The organism is Streptomyces vietnamensis (assembly GCF_000830005.1).
GTDB classification, from domain to species: domain Bacteria; phylum Actinomycetota; class Actinomycetes; order Streptomycetales; family Streptomycetaceae; genus Streptomyces; species Streptomyces vietnamensis.
The window spans coordinates 1023360-1039752 of the sequence record NZ_CP010407.1 but is presented as its reverse complement, the minus strand read 5'-3'; the positions used below and the strand labels follow the sequence as shown (position 1 = coordinate 1039752).

The following is a 16393-nucleotide window of genomic DNA, read 5'->3' as shown; positions in this document are numbered from 1 at the left end:
GCTGACGGCTGCTGTTGTGCCTGACGCGGCGCTTGTCAGAGTCCTCGAAGCAGCGCATCCACTTCAGAGATGCAGCTGCGCCGACCGAAGGGAAGTTCAACGAGCACTCTCGCGAACCACACCAGCGGCACCGTCACTCCGGCAATCCCGTCGGATCAGGGCACCCGCACCACGAGTGCGGGCCAGGCGGAATGATCCGTCCGGTCCAGGGCCCGTTGGGAGAGTGCCGGTCGCAGCCCATTCGTCGATGGCTGTGACCAGCACTGTCGTTTCGTGGCGGAGGCGAGCGTGTCCTGACGCACCGGCCGGAGCCAAGGGCTGGGACCTCGAGGCGCAGTTTCACTTCGTCAACGGCGTGGAGGCAGCCGGGCCAAGGCACAGGAGCTTGCGGGTGACCGCATGGTCGAGGTCGCCGGCGCGTCGGCGGGTGGGGGTTCCCCACTGGCTCCCCGTCGTGGGTGGAGCTCCCCCGTGGGCTGCTCGGCGTCGGTGTCCAGAAGGCCCGCGCGTTCTGCGATCACTGCGGCCTGCACCCGGTTGGCCACGCTGATCTTTCCGAGGATGGCGCTGACGTCGTCCTTGGCCGTGGCCACCGAGAAGTGCATCCGGGCGCCGATCTCGCCGTTCGGCAGGCCTTGTCCGATGTATCCGAGCACTTCTCGCTCCCGCGGCGGCAGCCTGATCGCCCCCGTCGTCGTGCTCACCGCCGCCCACTGTGCCGTCGACGCCATGGTCGGCAAGCCGGAGGCCACGGTCGGGCGCACCGTGCTCTCCGACAGACGTCAGGGCCGCGTTCGCAAGGTGACGGAGTGCGACAAGGCCGTCCACATCTGCGCCAGTAGGGAGAACAGGGATTCCTGCCAGGGTGACAGCGGCGGCCCCCTGTTCGGCAACGGCAACGGCAACGCCAGATGCTGACTAAATTATCAGCACGATTCATCTTGGCTGCCGCACAGGGCGCGGCCGAGCCCGCATCGCCAGAACTCGGGCCGGGCGGGGGCGCCATAGGGGTGTGCCCGCCCGGGCACCCCGTCTCGCCCGCTCCGTAGGTTGCGGCGCGCCACGCGAACCCGTCGGCGACGGGAGCCCGCAGCCTGGCCTATTTGCTCATGAAGGTCGGGTTTGCGTCCTTCCAGTTTGACTGAATTTTCAGTTCAGGCCAGGATGCGGAACCTCCCCGCCCTCCATCCAGGGAGTTTCATGGACATGCGAGTCACCTCTTGCCGCCGACTGTTCCGGTCGTGTGCGGCCGCTGTGCCGGTCCCCGCACTCGGTACGGAGTGGCCGACGGTCGCCTCCGCGGCAGCGGACCGATCGCGGGCCACTCTGCGGATGCCGGCGAAGGCCGACGCGTATGTGCGTACTTTCATGGCCGGGCCCAGGCCGTCGCCGAGTTGCTGCGGTGCGGTGCGCCGGGAGATCCCCCTCCCTTACGCCAGTTCAGGACGGAGAGGCGGAAGCGGAAACCGGAGCCGGGCCGTCGGCCCAGGACCGGGCCACTTCGCTGAGAGCACCCACCGCGTCCTCGGTCGGTTCTTTACCGCTCCGCACCGACCGGCTGAACTCGACGTGCAGGAACGGCACCCGGAGCGTGTCGGCCCGGACACCCTGGACGTTCTTGCGGCCCTCCAGATCGCCGCAGCGGTCCCGCTCGGCGCGGCACACCGCCAGGCCGCGCACGGTGAGCGCCTCCGCGAGCCGGCCCGCCTGCTGCTGCGCCGTGTCCCCGCGTCCGGTGGAGACGATCACGTCCTCGTCCGGCAGCGAGTCGTCGGCGTAGCCGTGCACCTGCAGCGCCGGCAGCCCCTGCCCGGCGAGCATGTCGCAGACCGCGTCGAACACGGTGTCCGTGCGGTGCGCGGCGTCCGCGCTGCCTCCCCGGCCCGCGTCTCGGTGCGCACCCGCCAGGACCAGGACTCCGCGGGGCACCGCGAGCAGCGTACCGACGGCAAGCTGTTCACTGTGCAGATCGGCGACCGGGTGCGGTGCCTGCACCGTCCAGCGCGGCCGTCCGTCGCCCAGGCTCACGTACACGCGCCCCCAGCCGCGCTTCCCGGCCGCGTCGTCATCCTTGTCGGCCAGCTCGGCGAACGCGCGGCCGTGGGTCCGGTCCCGCAGGGCGCGAACGGTCCAGTCGACCGTGGCGAGCCGCTTTCTCGCGGAAGACAGGTCGCCGTCGAGTGCGTACCGGACGCCGTCCGCCACCGCACGGCGCTGCGCGGGGTCCGGCCCCTCGTAGCCGCGGTTCGCGGAGATCCGCCCGGTGAATGCGGTGATCCGGCTCCTGAGGTCCACGACTTCCTCGGCCGACGCCGCGGACCCGGAGGGGTGCGGTGTGGCCGACGCCCCGCCGGAGTCGCTCAACCCCTGGGAGCAGCCGGTTGCACCGAGCAGCACGAGTGTGAGCAGAGCCGTGAATCCCGCGGCGAGAGGAAGCCGGGTGGCCGCCGCGGAGCGGGGCCCGGTCCGCTGGTCGCGATGCACGGCGCGCACGCCGACCCGAGGAACTGAACGGGAAATGAACGAAGTCCACATAAAAGCTGATTCAACAGGATGCCGTGCCCGTCCCGCGTCCGGCCCCCCTCCCGCCGTCTCGCCGCCGCGCTCACGGCGGCGTCACAAGACCCGGCGCCGCGCCGATATGCCCCTGCTCGGGGGTGTCCGCCCTCCCATAGCCGCCCTGTTGGCCGTGTTGGTAGCGGTGGCCGCGACCACGGTCGTGCTGCTGCGCGACCAGGAACGGGCCTCCGTCGACAGTGCGGTGCTGACGGTTCAGGAGCGCATTGCCGAGGACGGCGCGTTGTCGCTGCGTGCCTCGCTCGACGAGAGCGTCGTCGACCTGCAGCGTGCGGCCCGTTCCTTCGACGGGGTCGGCGGCCGGTCCGACGCGCAGATCCTCGACGGGCTCGACGCCGCCTACGACAAGTGGCGTGGCAAGGCGGTGATCGACGCGGGCCGCGGCACCCTGCTCGCGGCCAGCGGCGAGACGATTCCGCTGGGTTCGGTCGGTGACCGCCGGACCGCCGACGGTGTCATCCAGCCCAAGCTGGTCCGGCTCGGCACCGGCGAGGTACGTGTACTGGTCTTCGCGCCGCTCGCGGCGCGGCCCGGCGCCGGGCCGCGCCTGCTGGTGACGTCCAGCAGCCTGTCGGTGCCGACCCCCGCCAGCGGCGACACCCGCGCGACGAGCGTGCTGGGCCCGGACGGCAAGGTCTTGGCCGCGAACGGTCCCGCTGAGGCGCGGAAGGCGCTCGGGGATGCGGGCGGAGAGTTCGCGGCCGCCCGCGGCGACGGCACCGGAAAGGCCCCCAGCGGGTCGCGCGCGGTAAGGCACGGCGACAGCAGATTGGCGACCGGCTACGGGGCGATCGCGGCGGCCGACGGTGAACGTGCCACTCCCGCCCAGAGCCTCGGCCTGACCGTGGCGACCGCGGTCCGTGTCGACGACGACCCGGTGGCACTGAGCACCCAGATCTTCGGCCTGGCCTGTGCCGGGCTGCTCATCGCCGTCGCCCTGCTGGTCTCCCTACTGCTGTACCTGTTCCTGCAGCGTCCTCTGCTGAGGCTCTACGTGGAGAGCCGCCGTGTCGCCGACGGCGACACGGCCCGTGAGGTGTCGGCACCCCGCTTCGGCGAGGCCGCACGGATCGGCCGTGCTCTGGAGCGTCTGCGCCTGCGCCTGCTCGGCACGCCGCACGGCGTTCTGCCCGAGCCGGTCCGCCGTCGAGTCGGTGCGGGGTTCGTCCTCGCGCTGTGTGCCGTGCTCGTCCTGCTGTGGTCGGTCCCGTTGCTCTTCCTGGTCCAACGGGGGGACGACACGGTCGCGGTGCCGAAGCGGTTGGTGACGGACCATCAGCTGCGCACGGAGACGACCGCGGCGCGGGTGCGCAAGGCGCTCGCCGAGGGCTACGCCGACCTCGCGGCCACCGCGCAGACGGTCGGCGACCTGAAGCAGGACGCAGCCGACGACCTCCTGGACCGCATGCGGGCAGAGAGCAAGCGCTACCGGTCCCTGTACGTCGTCAGGGACGGCAAGGTGACGGCCGGCTCCGGCGACCGCCCGCAGGACGCAGCGGTCGCCAAGCTCCGGGCCGGCAAGGTCGTCCAGGTCAACGACTCGGGTAAGGAGCCCGTGATCGCCGCCTACGCGGCCGTACCCGGGCAGAAGGGCACCACCGTGGTCGGCGAGTACGACCCGCGGTTCCTGGTGACCTTGGTCAGCAGGCCCGGCATGGGCCGCGTCCACCTCGTCGACGTCGGGTGCAGGACCGTCGCAGCCGACAGCCGCGAGGGATTCCTCGCCTTCGACCGGCTCTCCGGCCACGGCCTGGACCAGCTGTGCCAGGAGGCGGCACGCAGCCATCGGTCCCAGTCCCGGGTGGTGCGCGGAGAGCAGACGGTGATCACCGCCGTGGCACCGCTCCAGGGCACCGGCGCCACTCGAGAGCTGGGCTGGCAGGTGGTCAGCGCTCAGCCCGGCGCCTGGACGACGCTGCCCGAGTACGTCGCCCAGCGCCGCACCATGCTCGCCGGGCTTCTCGGCAGCGCCGCGGCCGTGGCCTGCCTCGGCTGGCTGTACATCGTCGTCGTACGCCCGCTGCGCTCCCTGGCCGCGCATGCCGAGAGGCTCGCCGACGGCGACCTGCGCACCGTGCTGTTCCCGCAGCACCACGACGAGGTCGGCGCCGTGATGCGCACCATGGAACTGATTCGCCGGCAGATCCACGAAGAGCCGCGCACGCGTGTCGTCGCCCCCCATGGAAGGAACTGACTGTCGTGCTCTTTCTCTATCTGGTCCTGCTGATGTCGAGCACGGTGGTGCTGGTCGCAGGCGTCGTCGAGCAGCGGAGGCACTACGCGAGTCTCGCGTCGATTCCGACCCGGGTCCTCGTCAACGGCATTCGCGGCAAGAGTTCCATCACCCGGCTGTGCGCGGGCGCCCTTCGCGGCGGTGGCGTGCGGACGGTGGCCAAGACGACCGGTACGGCAGCACGGTTCATCCACCCGGACGCCGCGGAGGAACCCGTCTACCGCAAGTTCGGGATCGCCAACGTCGTCGAGCAGATCGGCATCGTGCGCAGGGCCGCCGCCTATCGGCCCGACGCGCTGGTCATCGAGTGCATGGCCGTGATGCCGGCCCTCCAGGAGGTCAACCAGAGCAAACTGATCCGCTCGACGATCGGCGTCCTGTGCAACGTGCGGGAAGACCATCTGGAGGAGATGGGGCCGACCTTGGACGACGTGGCCCGCTCGCTGTGCCGCTCCATGCCCTACGACGGCATCTGTGTCACCGCCGAACGAGACCGGCTGGACATCCTCCAGGAGGAGGCCGACCGGCGCCGCTGCACCCTGATCCCGGTCGACCCGGAGACCGTCACGGACTCGGAACTGCGCGGATTCAGCTGGTTCACCTTCAAGGAAAACGTGGCCATCGCGCTGAAGGTCGCCGAACTGCTCGGCGTGGAACGGCAGACGGCCCTGCAGGGCATGTACGACGCGCCCCCGGACCCGGGCGTCCTCTCCGTGGAGCGATACGAAGCGCCCGGCGGCAAGCGGCTGCGTTTCGCGAACGTCTTCGCGGCCAACGACCCCGAGTCGACCCTGATGAACATCAACCAACTGCTCGAACTCGGCGCGATCCAGCGGCCACTGAACGTCCTGATCAACTGCCGTCCCGACCGCGTCGAGCGCAATGGCCAGATGGGCCAGATCGTCCCCGACCTCGCCCCGGACCGGGTGTTCCTGATCGGCCAGCCCACCAAGAGCGCTTCGGACGCGATTCCCGCCGAGTGGCGCGACCGTGTGGTCGACCTCGGCGGCGACCGCAGGGACCCCCGTGACGTTCTGAACCAGATCGTCGACCACCTCGGGCCCCGCACCTCGCTCGTGGCCATCGGCAACATCCACGGCCAAGGAGAACTGCTCCTGGAAGAACTGGCCGAGCTGCCCGCGGACGACGATCCGGGCGAGTGGCCGGACGAGTGGCGCCCCGACCCGGAACCTGTGAGCGGCACCTGGGCGAGCGACGAGACCGCTCCGTACGGCACCCGTCCCGACGGTCACGGCGGCGGTGCAAGGGAGAGCCACGCCGCGTACACCGCAGTCGACGCCTACGCCCGTCCCTCCGAGCCCGGACCGATGGACCACACCATGCGCCTCCCCGGCCCGGTACCTGCCGATCGCACGACACCCATGCCCGTGTTCGTGCCCGCTGTGTCCTGGTCGACGGAGCAGGGCGAAGGCGTGACGGATCGGGGTGGCACCCGCGGCCTGGACCGTACGGAACAGCTGCCCGCCCACGTGTCGGAGGCGTTCGGGAGGCACCACGCCCCCGCCCCCGAGTACGACGAACACGGCACCACTGCTCCGTACGCCGTGCCCGGCGGCCCGGACGCCCACCCGCCCCAGGGGGCTCCCGGCGGAATCCCGCCCCACGGCCGGCACCCCACCACACCGAACCTCCCCCGTCGGACGACCGGGGACCCCGCGCCGAACGACTACTGGAACCCCACAGGAGAGCCCCGTTGATCCCCGCCGTCCTCACTCCGGAGACAGCCGCTCTCGGCATCGCTCTCGGGCTCTTGTTCTCGCTGGTCTGCTACCTGACCACGAACCTCTCGCCCGGCGGCATGATCACGCCCGGCTGGCTCGCGCTCACCCTGGTGCAGGACCTGTGGCTCGCCGTCATGGTCCTGGGCATCACGGCCGCCACCTACGCGGGCTCGGTACTCCTCCAGAAGTTCGTCATCCTCTACGGCAAGCGACTGTTCGCCGCCGTCGTGCTGATGGGAGTGCTGCTTCAAGCCACGGTGTACGTGGTGCTGCGGAAGGAATTCCCCCTCCTCTACGGAACGCAGACCCTCGGATTCATCGTGCCCGGCCTGATCGCCTACCAGCTCATCCGGCAGCCCCGGGGCGCCACCATGTTCGCCACCAGCACGGTCGCCCTCGCCACCTACGTGGTGCTGACGGTCGGAATCCTGCTCGGAGTGATGCCCCATGCCTGACACGACCCGTCACAAGCGCCGGATGCGCGGCGCTCTCGCGGCAGTCGCCGCCGCCCTCCTGCTCGGCGCGTCCGTATATCTGACCGGCGAGCTGCGCAAGGACAGGGCCGTGCCCTCACCACCCGTGGTGGCGGACAAGGCAACGGCACGGGCCTCCGACAGCGCGCTCACCTACGAGCGACTCAGCGACCCGAACCGCACGGTGGCCCGCGGCGGCGACGGCTCGGTGGTCGCGAGCTTCACCGACGGAGCCCGTACGGCCGTGCTCGCCGGACCCGTCCGTACCTTCACCGAAGCGCGTTTCACCAAGGCGAAGGTGGTCACGGACCGATGGGTGCGGCTCCTGCCCCGGCCCTGGACAGCCGGTGCCGAGAAGGCCCGCTGGTTCACCGTCTGGTTCGACGCCGAACGGACCAGCACCGAACCCGACCTGATGGCCTTCGCTCACGAATACCTTTACGGGGCGAAACTCAAGAAGGACGCGCAAGGGGCCGCCTACGCCGGTGACGCGAGCTTCGGACCCGTCAACCCCGACCCCACAGGCGACAAGCGACTGGAGGAGTCAGACTTCTACGACTACCTCGGCATCCCCTACACCTTCCGCGACGGCACCACCGTTCAGCCCGACAAGAGCCGCTACCGCGCCCTCGACTGTTCCGGCTACATGCGCCTGATCCTCGGCTACCGGGCACGCTTCCCGCTGGCCCCGAGCGACACCGCCGGCGACGGACTGCCTCGCACCTCGAACGCCATGGCACGCAGCAAGGTCGGCGTGGACATTCTGGCCCTCACCGGGCAGCGCCCCCGCTCGCTCGGCAAACTCCAGCCCGGTGATCTCGTGTTCTTCGAGATCGACGCCCGCACAGGACCCCGGCTCGACCACGTTGGCATGTATATGGGCCTGGACACCGACGGAAAGCCCCGCTTCGTCTCCAGCCGCGAGGAGGCCGACGGCCCCACCTTCGGAGACCTGGGCGGCACGGCCCGGCTCGACGGCAACGGCTTCTACGCATCGGGGCTGAGAAGCGCGAAGCGTTTGTAGCGCCGTACACGCACGGCTGAGCGGATCGCCGGAAGAGCGAGGAGCCCCCAACAGGTCGCTCGTCTCACTGGCCCGGCCCCGGGCAGGCGGACAGGCGGAGGATGCACGCAACGCCGACGACAGCACGGCAACAGGGTCGCGTAACGAGCGGTCGCCGACGGCGCGGGCCAGGCCCTGAAGGTCCGCACGTGCCGGTCGGTCTCCGGCGGCATCCGCAAGGTGACCCCTGACGGCGTGGTCACCGGTGCGGCCACCATGCCTGACAGCGTGTCCGCACGGGCGAACGAAGGTCACCGACGGTGCACCGTCGACGGTCACCCAGCGCCCTCTCGTCCGCGACCGTCGACGGCCGGAACCCCAGGGCCTCGCGGATCTGCTTGCGGTGGTACTCGGCAGTCCGGCCGACCAGCGTGTACTTCGCGGAGTCGGCGGCCGGGACCTTCACCGGATCCGCGACGTACTCCACCGCGGCCGGCGGGGCCTCTTCCAGCACATCGGGGAACCGGCCTTCCAGCTGGTCGGGAAGCGCAAGGTGCGGCTGGACGGATCGATCGAATGGGGTCTCCCCTGCTCGAGCGAAGCCGAGAGCTCGGGGAAGGGTGGACAAGCGCGCGAAGCTCCTGACAGACACGGGTGATCTTGGTCGAGAACCCGTCCATCAGGAGCTTCGTCGTTGTGCAGGCATGTCCAACTCGCGTTCAACACCGCCGGCTTGGAAAAGGCTCAGGGCCACCACCCGAGGCTGCCTGGACGGCGCGGTCTTCCGCTCCGACCGCGGATCCCCATACGCGAGCCGTGAATTCTCCATCCTGCGCGGCGAGTTGTGCGAATACCGGCACCAGTGGGAGTCCGATAGGCGCACGCCGGCCGCCTGATCGCCCGAACGCGCGTCCACTTTCTCGGGGAGGGCCGCTGCTCGCCACTGCCACTATCAGGCGGACGACTCGTAGATTCGATCAGCTCTCCCCTCCTGGTCGCGATTCGGTAGCGCGATGCGGTCCGGAGCGAGGACGCGGCGGTGCCCCAGGGGGTGGGCTTCGCCTCCCGAGCGGAGCCAGGACGGCGCAGGCCGGCCCAGACGCCGGCAAGCCCGCCGGTACCGGCGGGCTTGCCGGGGGACTACTCGGTGCTCGATGTCCGGCGCTCGGTTCTGAAGCCCGTGACGACCACGGTGGCGAGGCAGAAGGCGACGACGGTCTCCGCCCACAGGAAGGCGATGTAGTCCATGAGGCAGCCGATCGGTGGCGTGCCCGGGGCCGTGTTGCGGAAGGCGGCCAGGGCGAAGAGCGTGGCGGCCATCCAGCCGAGGGCGGGCCAGGTGAGGCCTTTTCGTCGGGTGACGAGGAACCATGCTCCGGTGAGAACCGAGAGGGCGAGGCCCCACATGGCGGCCATCATGAAGGCGGTGAAGACGAGCACGCTGTCGGAGCGTCCCAGGCCGACGTCGAAGGCCGCTGTCCCGTCGTCGTCCGAGACGTCGTCCACCGACGCCGAGAAGAGCGCGTCGCTGTTGGTCAGCGCCACGTGGACGGGGACCTTCTCGCCGCCCTGGGTGGCACTGAACTCGATGGCCGCGTCGTAGGCGTCGAAGGGGTAGTCCGTGATCGAGCCGCCCGTCATGGTGACGGGCAGGTCTGTGGTCGCGATGCGGCTGTGCGCCTTGAAGGACAGGTCGCCCCGGGTGGAGGTCGATGTCTGGACCGTCAGGTCCTCGGTGGGTGAGACGCCGCCGGCCTCGGCGAGCTCTCCGCGCGGGGTGACCTGGACGCGTAGGGTCAGTTCTCGTCCGGCGGCGTCGACACGTTGGATCGAGGCCTCGATGTCCACTCGGTCGGGGGCTGAACCGCCCGCGCTGTACACCCGGTCCAGGGCTTGGCGTTCGCCGAACTGGAGCCACGTACCCAGAGTGATGGCCGCCACGATCAGGCCGCAGGCCATCGCGGCGGGGAGGAGTCTGCCGCGGGTCGGCTTGTGGCGTCGGATGGAGGGCATGGAGGCTCCCGTGAATCGTGGTCAGTCGACCGGCTTGCCGGGCTGGTCGTGGGTGGAGCAGTGGATCCCGCCGCCACCGGTGGCGATGGTGTCGATGTTCAGTTGCACGATGTCCCGCTTGGGGAAGTGCTCCTGGAGGATGCCCCGGGCGCGGTCGTCGGCCTTCCTGTCGCCGAACTTGGGCATGTACACCGCGTCGTTGCCGACGTAGAAGTTGGCGTAGGTGGACAGGAAGTCGTCGGTGTAGCCGGTGATCCGGTCGGGGTCGGGCTGCGGGAGGTCGATGACCTCGAAGGCGCGGCCCTGGGCGTCGGTCGCCTCGCTCAGCACGGCCTTGGCCTGGTCCGAGGAGCGCGACCAGGAGTCGGCCGGCATGCCTGGGAAGGCGCGGTCCAGGAGGATCACACCGGGCGCGGTGAACCGGACGAGGCTGTCGACGTGGGCGTCGGTGATGTCCTCGCCGCGTACGCCCTTCAGCCAGATCACCTTCTCCATGCCGAGGAGCTCCTTGAGCTCGGCTTCGATCTGGGCACGGGACTTGCCCGGGTTGCGGTTGTCGTTGACGATCGAGCTCTCGGTGATCAGGAGCGTGCCCTCGCCGTCCGTCTCGAAGGAGCCGCCCTCGGCGACGATCGACGTCTGGATGCGGGGGGTCCCGTACTTCGACAGCAGCTTCCGTCCGACCCGGGCGTCGTTGGCGTGGGTCTGCTTGTTGCCCCAGCCACTGAAGTTGAAGTCGACGCCGGTGACCTTGCCGCCCTCCTCGACGAACACGGGGACGGTGTCGCGGGCCCACAGGTCGTCCACGGCGAGGGGGATGACCTCGACGCCCCTGCCGCAGGCCTTCTGGGCGGCGGCCAGCTGGTCGGGCCTGGCCATCATCACGACGTACTCGTACTCCGAGATGGCGCGGGCGACCCGGGCGATGTCCTGGCGCACGTAGGGGAGGTCGTCCTCCCAGACGGACTCCAGCGCCGGCCATGCCATGAAGGTGCGGGCGTGGCTCTCCCATTCGGCGGGCATGCGGAGCTCCTCGTCGGTTCCCGAGGTCGGGCCGGTGGTGCCCCCGGCTCCGGACGGGCCGGATTCGCCGGGGCCGCACGCGGTGGCGCCGAGCGCGAGCGCGCCGATTCCGGCGAGCACGCGCAGGGCCGAGCGGCGCGAGGGGAGGAGGTCGGACATCGGGGTCTCCGATCGTGAGGGGCGGGTGGGGCCGGGATCGATCCGGCGGCGATGGCATCAGGGGAGGTGAGGGGCGTGGATCGCGGCTCTGGGCCCTCCACAGGGTGCGGGCCGGCCCTCTGAACGCCAGCGACGTCGGGCGGGACACGGCCTTCGTGTTGCGCCAACTGTGGCATTGACTGAAAATTCAGTCAAATCTGAGGACGTCATCCCGGACGGAGTTGCCGAGCCCGCGGGCCTGTGGCGAATGTCAGCTGCTCAGTCGCTCGACCTCGATGGAGACCGCCTCCTTCACTATTCTGCGGGCGTGATCCAGCGGCAGCGCGCCGCTGAGCCAGCGCGTGCTGAGTCCCTCCAGGAGGCCGGTGAGCCTCTCCGCGGCTGCCGTGAGGGCCGGCGCGGGCGTCGACGGTCGGACGCAGCTCAGGAGGTCCGCGACATCGTGGATCCAGGTCAGCGTGGCTCTGGCCAGATCTCCGCGCAACTCGGGCTCGAAGATCGCGCTGGCGCGCAGCTCGCCCCATGCGATGCTGTTCTCGCGGACCTCCGGCAGGTTCTGGAACTCCAGGAGCAGGGATTGCTCCAGCTCCTGCAGGGCGTCGTGCGGTCCACCGGGGCCGTCCTCGTCGGATGCGTGCGTGTACCGGTCGGCCCGATCGCTGATGAACTCCAGTGTGTGGCGAAGGACACTGGCCCGGTCCTTGAAGTGGTAGTAGATCAGCGCGGTGGACACCCCGGCCTCGGTCGCCAGCTCATCCATGCGCAGCCCGCGTACTCCCCGCCGGGCTATGACTCGGGCGGCACCTTCCAGGATGGCCCTTCGGCGGTCTGTCGCCACGCGATCCTCCTCTTGAGCGGTCTGAACCAAGAGTGCCATATATTGACTGAATCTTTAGTTAGAGCCATTATGCGTCAGCCGCGTCGGCCGATCCGTTGATGCGCGTCATTCGTTCCACATCGTCGAAAGAGCCACCGCATGTCCGCTCAGCTTCCTGGCTCACAGCCCGCGTACACACACGTGGCGCTGACGGCCGACGACCCGCGAGAGATCGGCGGCTATCACCTCCAGGCTCGGCTGGGCGCGGGCGGCATGGGCGTGGTGTATCTGGCCCACACCCCCGGCGGCCGTCCGATCGCGTTGAAGGTGGTGCGGGAAGAGTTCGCGGGAGATCCCGAGTTCCGCCTGCGGTTCGCCCAGGAAGTGGCCAGCGCCGAGCGCATCCACGGCCTGTTCACCGCACAGGTGGTCGCGTCGGGCGTGGATGCCCCGACCCCGTGGTTCGCCACCGCCTACATCCCCGGTCCGTCCCTGCAGCAGGTGGTCCAGCGCCACGGTCCGCTCCCGGTACGGACGGTGCTGCTGCTCATGGCGGGCGTCGCCGAGGCCCTCCAGGCGATCCACGGCGCGGGCGTCGTCCATCGTGACCTCAAGCCCGCCAACGTACTGATCGCGGAGGACGGCCCCCGCGTCATCGACTTCGGCATCGCGCGTGCGGCCGACGCCGTCGCGTTGACCGGAGTGGGCCTGAGCATCGGTACGGCGGCGTACATGGCCCCCGAGCAGGCGCTTGGCCGGCCGGTGTCCCCGGCCACCGACGTCTTCGCGCTCGGCGCGCTCATCGCGTACGTGGCGAGTGGCGAGACCCCCTTCGGGGCGGGGCCGGAGTCGGCCGCCCTGTACCGGGTGGTCCATGAGCAGCCCGACCTCGCCCGCGTACCGCACGACCTGCGCGATCTGCTGGCCTGGTGCCTGGCCAAGCGGCCGGAGGACCGCCCCACGACGGCGGACCTGATCGCCGCCGTCCACGCCCATCCCCTGGTGGGGGGCCGCCCGGAGTTCGCCGAGGGCTGGCTGCCCCAGACGGTCAGCAGCGAGGTGGCGGGAAGGGGGGCGCGCCCGGCACCCGTCCACGCGCAGCCCACTCTCGCGTCCCCGGCCGCGGTCTCGACCCCCACCCCATTCCCGGCCGCGGCCGCGGTCTCGACGCCGGCCCCATTCCCGGCCCCGGCGCCTCCGTCTCCGCGGTCTGGTGCCGCCGACGCTCCGGTCGAGCCCTCGCGGCGCCGGGCGCGGAAGGGGCGGCGGCGCCTGATCGTGGCGGTTCTCGCCGTGCTCGCGGTCCTCGGGGCGGCCGGAGGCGTCGTCCGTTTCCTCGGTGCCCGGGCCGACGACGCCGGCTACGGCCCCTCGTATCCCCCGGCGGACTCCTACGTGTCCGGCGGCAAGGAGGTGGAGCTGACCCTGCCCGACGACACCTACGAGTTCGACTTGAAGTCCGGGAAGGTCGTTCCCGCGGACACCGCCGCCTGGTACCTGGCGCGCGACCGGTCGGAGTTCGTCCTCCCGGAGGACAGCGACGCCTTCGTCTCCCCGTCGGAGGAGCTCAGCCCCGCCGACTGCGTGCGGGGCATCGACACGGACCCGGCCACCCGGATCGCCTTCGCGGACCTGGCCGACGAGCGGCCCTTCTGTGTCCGCAGCTCCGACGGGAAGGGGCTCGTCGTCGTGCGGCTGATAGAAGCCCAGGCCGATGGCGGGCGGGTCACGGCGGCCTTCGAGCGCTACCGCAGTGATCAGTAGGGGGCATGGTCCCGAAGTGATCATTGACTGAATTTTCAGTCTGCGACATTCTGCGTGCAACACCCGCCCCCTCCTCCCAGGCAGGAGTCCCATGGACACGCCCACGACGTCCCGCCGCCTGACCGTCACCGAACTGCCCGGCCCGGACCGCAAGCGCATCCGCGGCAAGGACAGGGGCAGCGCCTTCCTGTCCAGCTACACCAACTACTACACCGCCAACGGCGCCGTCCTCGTCCCCCAGTTCGGCGACAGCGCCGCCGACACCGTGGCCTCCGACATCCTCGCGGCCGCCTACCCCGGCCGGACCATCGTCCAGCTCGACATCGACAACATCGCGACCGGCGGCGGCGGCATCCACTGCGCCACCCAGTCCCAGCCGGTCGTTCCCCCGGCCGTCTGACCGGACGACACCGGACGAACCACCGGTCGCCGCCCACCGGCGGCGACCGGCCCTCTTGGAGAGTGGAATGCGGAACCGGGTGTTTCCGTTGATCGCCGATCTTGTACTGATCGCCGTGACCGCGGCGACGGTCGCGGCCCTGTTGGACTGGGACAGCTGGAGCTCCGAGCAGAGCGCGCTCCTGGGAACAGCGGGCCAGCTCACCGCGGCGGCGGGGGCGGTGTCGGCGGTGCTCGTCCGTCGGCGATGGACCGCGACGGCACTGGTCTCCGCCGCCGTGATCGTGGCATTCGAGCCGCTGACCGGCGGAGCCCTGACCGCCGTGGCCTACACGGCCGGCCTGAGCTGGGCCCGTCTCCACCACCGCGTCCTCCTCCTGACCGTGTCCGTGACGGTGCCGGTGGTGGTCACGGCGGCCAACTCGGCCGCGGAGCCGGCGCCGATCCTCGAGTACGACGTGATGGTCGTTCTCGTCACGGCCATCGTGTGCGGGGTTCTGCCCGGCCTCGCCGGTGCGCTCGCGGGGCAGCGCGAGCGGTTGGTCCAGGCCCTGGAGGAGCGCAACGCCTTCCTGGAGAGTGCCCACCGCTCGGCGGAGGAGCAGGCCAGATCGCGCGAACGTTCGCGGATCGCGGGCGAGATGCATGATCTGCTCGGCCACCGGCTGAGTCTCATCGCCCTGCACTCCGGCGGCCTTGAGATGGCCAGCGAGACGGGTGACCCCGAGGTGCACCGCAGCGCGCGCCTGGTGCACAGCACGGTGCGTCAGGCGATGGCCGAGCTGCGGGACGTCCTGGGGGTTCTGCGTGCGGGGGATCCGCCGTCAGGCACGTCGGAGCCGCTGACCGCGAATACGGGCACCCACGCCGAGGTCGCCGCGCTGGTCGCCCAGTCCCGTACCGCCGGGATCGCCGTACGCCTTGAGTGGAGCGGCGAGGACCTGACGGGGGAGAGCCCGACCGCGCGGCGCGCCGTGGACAGGGTGATCCGCGAGGCCCTGACCAACGTGCACAAGCACGCGGCCGCGGCGGACGTGCAGGTCGTCGTACGCAGAGAAGCCCGGCAGGTGCGGGTCGATGTGCGCAACGGGCCCGAAAGGCAGGCCGCACGGGCGGCCAGGCTGCCGGGCGGCGACCTCGGACTCGTCGGCCTCCACGAGCGGATCCGTCTGCTCGGCGGCACCCTGCGCGCCGCACCCGCGAACGACGGCGGGTACGCGGTCGACGCCCACATCCCTCTGGGCGCCGGCCCCGCTGTGGCGAGCACGCCCGCCCCGGCCGGACGGCACGTCGTGGCGGTGGCGCGGACATGGCCGCACCGGCTCGTGAGCGCTGCCGCCATGGCCCTCGGTGTGGTGGGTGTGGTCGTCCTGCAGTTCGTCACCCTCGCGTTCGTCCCGTACCCGGAGGTGGACGAGATCTCCGACATCGACGGGGCCGCCGTTTCCATGACCTTCCTCCACTCCCCGACGTGAGGCTTCCGCCGTGATCCGTGTTCTCCTCGCCGACGACCAGGAACTGGTTCGCGCCGGCATCAGACTGGTGCTCAAGCACGCCGACGACATCGAGGTGGTGGCCGAGGCGTCGGACGGGCACGAGGCATTGCTGCTCGCCGCCCGGCACGAGGTGGACGTCGCGATGCTCGACATCCAGATGGAGGGCATCGACGGACTCCTGGCGGCGGAACGGATCGCCGAGCAGACCCCTTCGGTCCGTGTGGTCATGCTCACGACCTTCGGCGAACACGCCTACGTGGAGCGCGCTCTGAAGGCGGGGGTGACGGGATTCCTCCTCAAGGACAGCACCCCGCAGGAACTCATCCAGGCTGTCCGCAGGGTCGCCTCCGGCGCGCCGGTCGTGTCCCCCCAGATCACCCGGCACCTCATCGACCGCTACCTCGACAGCGACGAGGAACCGGCCGATCCGCGCCTGGACCGAATCGCCGAACTCACCAGCCGAGAGCGCGAGGTGCTCGCGATGGTGAGCACCGGCGCCTCCAACGCGGAGATCGGCAGGGAGCTGCATCTGGGGGAGGGGACGGTCAAGGGCTACGTGAGCCGCATGCTGACGAAGCTGCGCTGCTCCAACCGAGTCCAGGCGGCCATTCTGGCCCACGACGCCCGACTCCTTCAGGGCGAGCGGTGACCGGCTGTCGGTGAAGGACTCGGAAGGGGAGCGGTGGGGCGCCCG

At 70.6% G+C, this 16393-nt stretch carries 15 protein-coding genes; 9 read left to right on the top strand and 6 right to left on the bottom strand.

Going from position 1 to position 16393, the window contains the following annotated elements; translation table 11 throughout:
• Positions 1-347: 347 nt before the first annotated feature.
• Complete coding sequence (locus SVTN_RS41820; RefSeq protein ID WP_342669655.1) at positions 348-656, bottom strand: response regulator transcription factor; 309 nt, start codon at positions 654-656, stop codon at positions 348-350.
• Here SVTN_RS41820 and SVTN_RS46350 point away from each other — a divergent pair.
• On the top strand, positions 562-918 hold the full coding sequence (locus SVTN_RS46350) for a trypsin-like serine protease (RefSeq protein WP_342669654.1): 357 nt from the start codon (positions 562-564) through the stop codon (positions 916-918). The genes SVTN_RS41820 and SVTN_RS46350 overlap by 95 nt on opposite strands.
• 522 nt (positions 919-1440) lie before the next feature.
• On the opposite strand, the gene SVTN_RS04465 is transcribed toward SVTN_RS46350, so the two are convergent.
• Positions 1441-2295 (bottom strand): hypothetical protein, encoded by an 855-nt coding sequence (locus SVTN_RS04465; RefSeq protein WP_052498965.1) that lies wholly within the window; start codon positions 2293-2295, stop codon positions 1441-1443.
• Positions 2296-2689: 394 nt separating this feature from the next.
• On the opposite strand from SVTN_RS04465, the gene SVTN_RS04460 reads away from it, so the two are divergent.
• The 4 genes from SVTN_RS04460 to SVTN_RS04445 are packed head-to-tail and all read left to right on the top strand — an operon-like array spanning position 2690 to position 8049.
• A complete protein-coding gene (locus SVTN_RS04460; protein WP_245727867.1) occupies positions 2690-4771 on the top strand; it encodes a HAMP domain-containing protein in 2082 nt (693 codons plus the stop codon).
• Between the two features lie 5 nt (positions 4772-4776).
• Positions 4777-6528 carry a poly-gamma-glutamate synthase PgsB gene (pgsB, locus tag SVTN_RS04455; protein WP_041127879.1) on the top strand — a complete coding sequence of 584 codons (1752 nt, stop codon included), beginning with the start codon at positions 4777-4779 and terminating at the stop codon, positions 6526-6528.
• A complete protein-coding gene (locus tag SVTN_RS04450) occupies positions 6525-7007 on the top strand; it encodes a poly-gamma-glutamate biosynthesis protein PgsC/CapC (protein ID WP_041127878.1) in 483 nt (160 codons plus the stop codon). Before pgsB ends, SVTN_RS04450 begins: the two co-directional genes overlap by 4 nt.
• Entirely contained in the window at positions 7000-8049 is a 1050-nt protein-coding gene (locus tag SVTN_RS04445) for a C40 family peptidase (protein ID WP_041127877.1), read from the top strand. Before SVTN_RS04450 ends, SVTN_RS04445 begins: the two co-directional genes overlap by 8 nt.
• A 238-nt stretch (positions 8050-8287) precedes the next feature.
• Here the strand turns inward: SVTN_RS04445 and SVTN_RS46095 are convergent, their stop codons facing one another.
• The 4 genes from SVTN_RS46095 to SVTN_RS04425 form a co-directional block, all read right to left on the bottom strand.
• Positions 8288-8680: a DUF4158 domain-containing protein gene (locus SVTN_RS46095; RefSeq protein WP_078908200.1), complete on the bottom strand. Its 393-nt coding sequence runs from the start codon at positions 8678-8680 to the stop codon at positions 8288-8290.
• A 488-nt stretch (positions 8681-9168) separates the two neighbouring features.
• A complete protein-coding gene (locus SVTN_RS04435; RefSeq protein WP_041127875.1) occupies positions 9169-10041 on the bottom strand; it encodes a DUF4436 family protein in 873 nt (290 codons plus the stop codon).
• A gap of 21 nt (positions 10042-10062) precedes the next feature.
• The gene (locus tag SVTN_RS04430; RefSeq protein WP_041127874.1) at positions 10063-11223 is read right to left on the bottom strand and encodes an agmatine deiminase family protein; all 1161 of its coding nucleotides are present in this window, start codon (positions 11221-11223) and stop codon (positions 10063-10065) included.
• A 250-nt stretch (positions 11224-11473) separates the two neighbouring features.
• A complete protein-coding gene (locus SVTN_RS04425) occupies positions 11474-12100 on the bottom strand; it encodes a TetR/AcrR family transcriptional regulator (RefSeq protein WP_174518228.1) in 627 nt (208 codons plus the stop codon).
• 99 nt (positions 12101-12199) lie between these two features.
• Here SVTN_RS04425 and SVTN_RS43065 point away from each other — a divergent pair, with 99 nt between their 5' ends.
• From SVTN_RS43065 to SVTN_RS04405, 4 genes are all read left to right on the top strand, one after another.
• Positions 12200-13804: a serine/threonine-protein kinase gene (locus tag SVTN_RS43065; protein ID WP_099055159.1), complete on the top strand. Its 1605-nt coding sequence runs from the start codon at positions 12200-12202 to the stop codon at positions 13802-13804.
• A 91-nt stretch (positions 13805-13895) separates the two neighbouring features.
• Complete coding sequence (locus SVTN_RS04415) at positions 13896-14204, top strand: agmatine deiminase family protein (RefSeq protein ID WP_052498962.1); 309 nt, start codon at positions 13896-13898, stop codon at positions 14202-14204.
• An 88-nt stretch (positions 14205-14292) separates the two neighbouring features.
• Positions 14293-15678 (top strand): sensor histidine kinase, encoded by a 1386-nt coding sequence (locus SVTN_RS04410; RefSeq protein ID WP_159026415.1) that lies wholly within the window; start codon positions 14293-14295, stop codon positions 15676-15678.
• A 10-nt stretch (positions 15679-15688) separates the two neighbouring features.
• Positions 15689-16348, top strand: a complete 660-nt coding sequence (locus tag SVTN_RS04405; protein ID WP_041127872.1) for a response regulator — start codon at positions 15689-15691, stop codon at positions 16346-16348.
• Positions 16349-16393: the final 45 nt, after the last annotated feature.

Coding starts and splice junctions, on each gene's coding strand:
- SVTN_RS04435 (WP_041127875.1), bottom strand. CDS start 10,041: ATGCCCTCCATCCGACGCCACAAGCCGACCCGCGGCAGACTCCTCCCC.
- SVTN_RS04445 (WP_041127877.1), top strand. CDS start 7,000: ATGCCTGACACGACCCGTCACAAGCGCCGGATGCGCGGCGCTCTCGCG.
- SVTN_RS04415 (WP_052498962.1), top strand. CDS start 13,896: ATGGACACGCCCACGACGTCCCGCCGCCTGACCGTCACCGAACTGCCC.
- SVTN_RS04430 (WP_041127874.1), bottom strand. CDS start 11,223: ATGTCCGACCTCCTCCCCTCGCGCCGCTCGGCCCTGCGCGTGCTCGCC.
- SVTN_RS04425 (WP_174518228.1), bottom strand. CDS start 12,100: ATGGCACTCTTGGTTCAGACCGCTCAAGAGGAGGATCGCGTGGCGACA.
- SVTN_RS46350 (WP_342669654.1), top strand. CDS start 562: ATGGCGCTGACGTCGTCCTTGGCCGTGGCCACCGAGAAGTGCATCCGG.
- SVTN_RS43065 (WP_099055159.1), top strand. CDS start 12,200: ATGTCCGCTCAGCTTCCTGGCTCACAGCCCGCGTACACACACGTGGCG.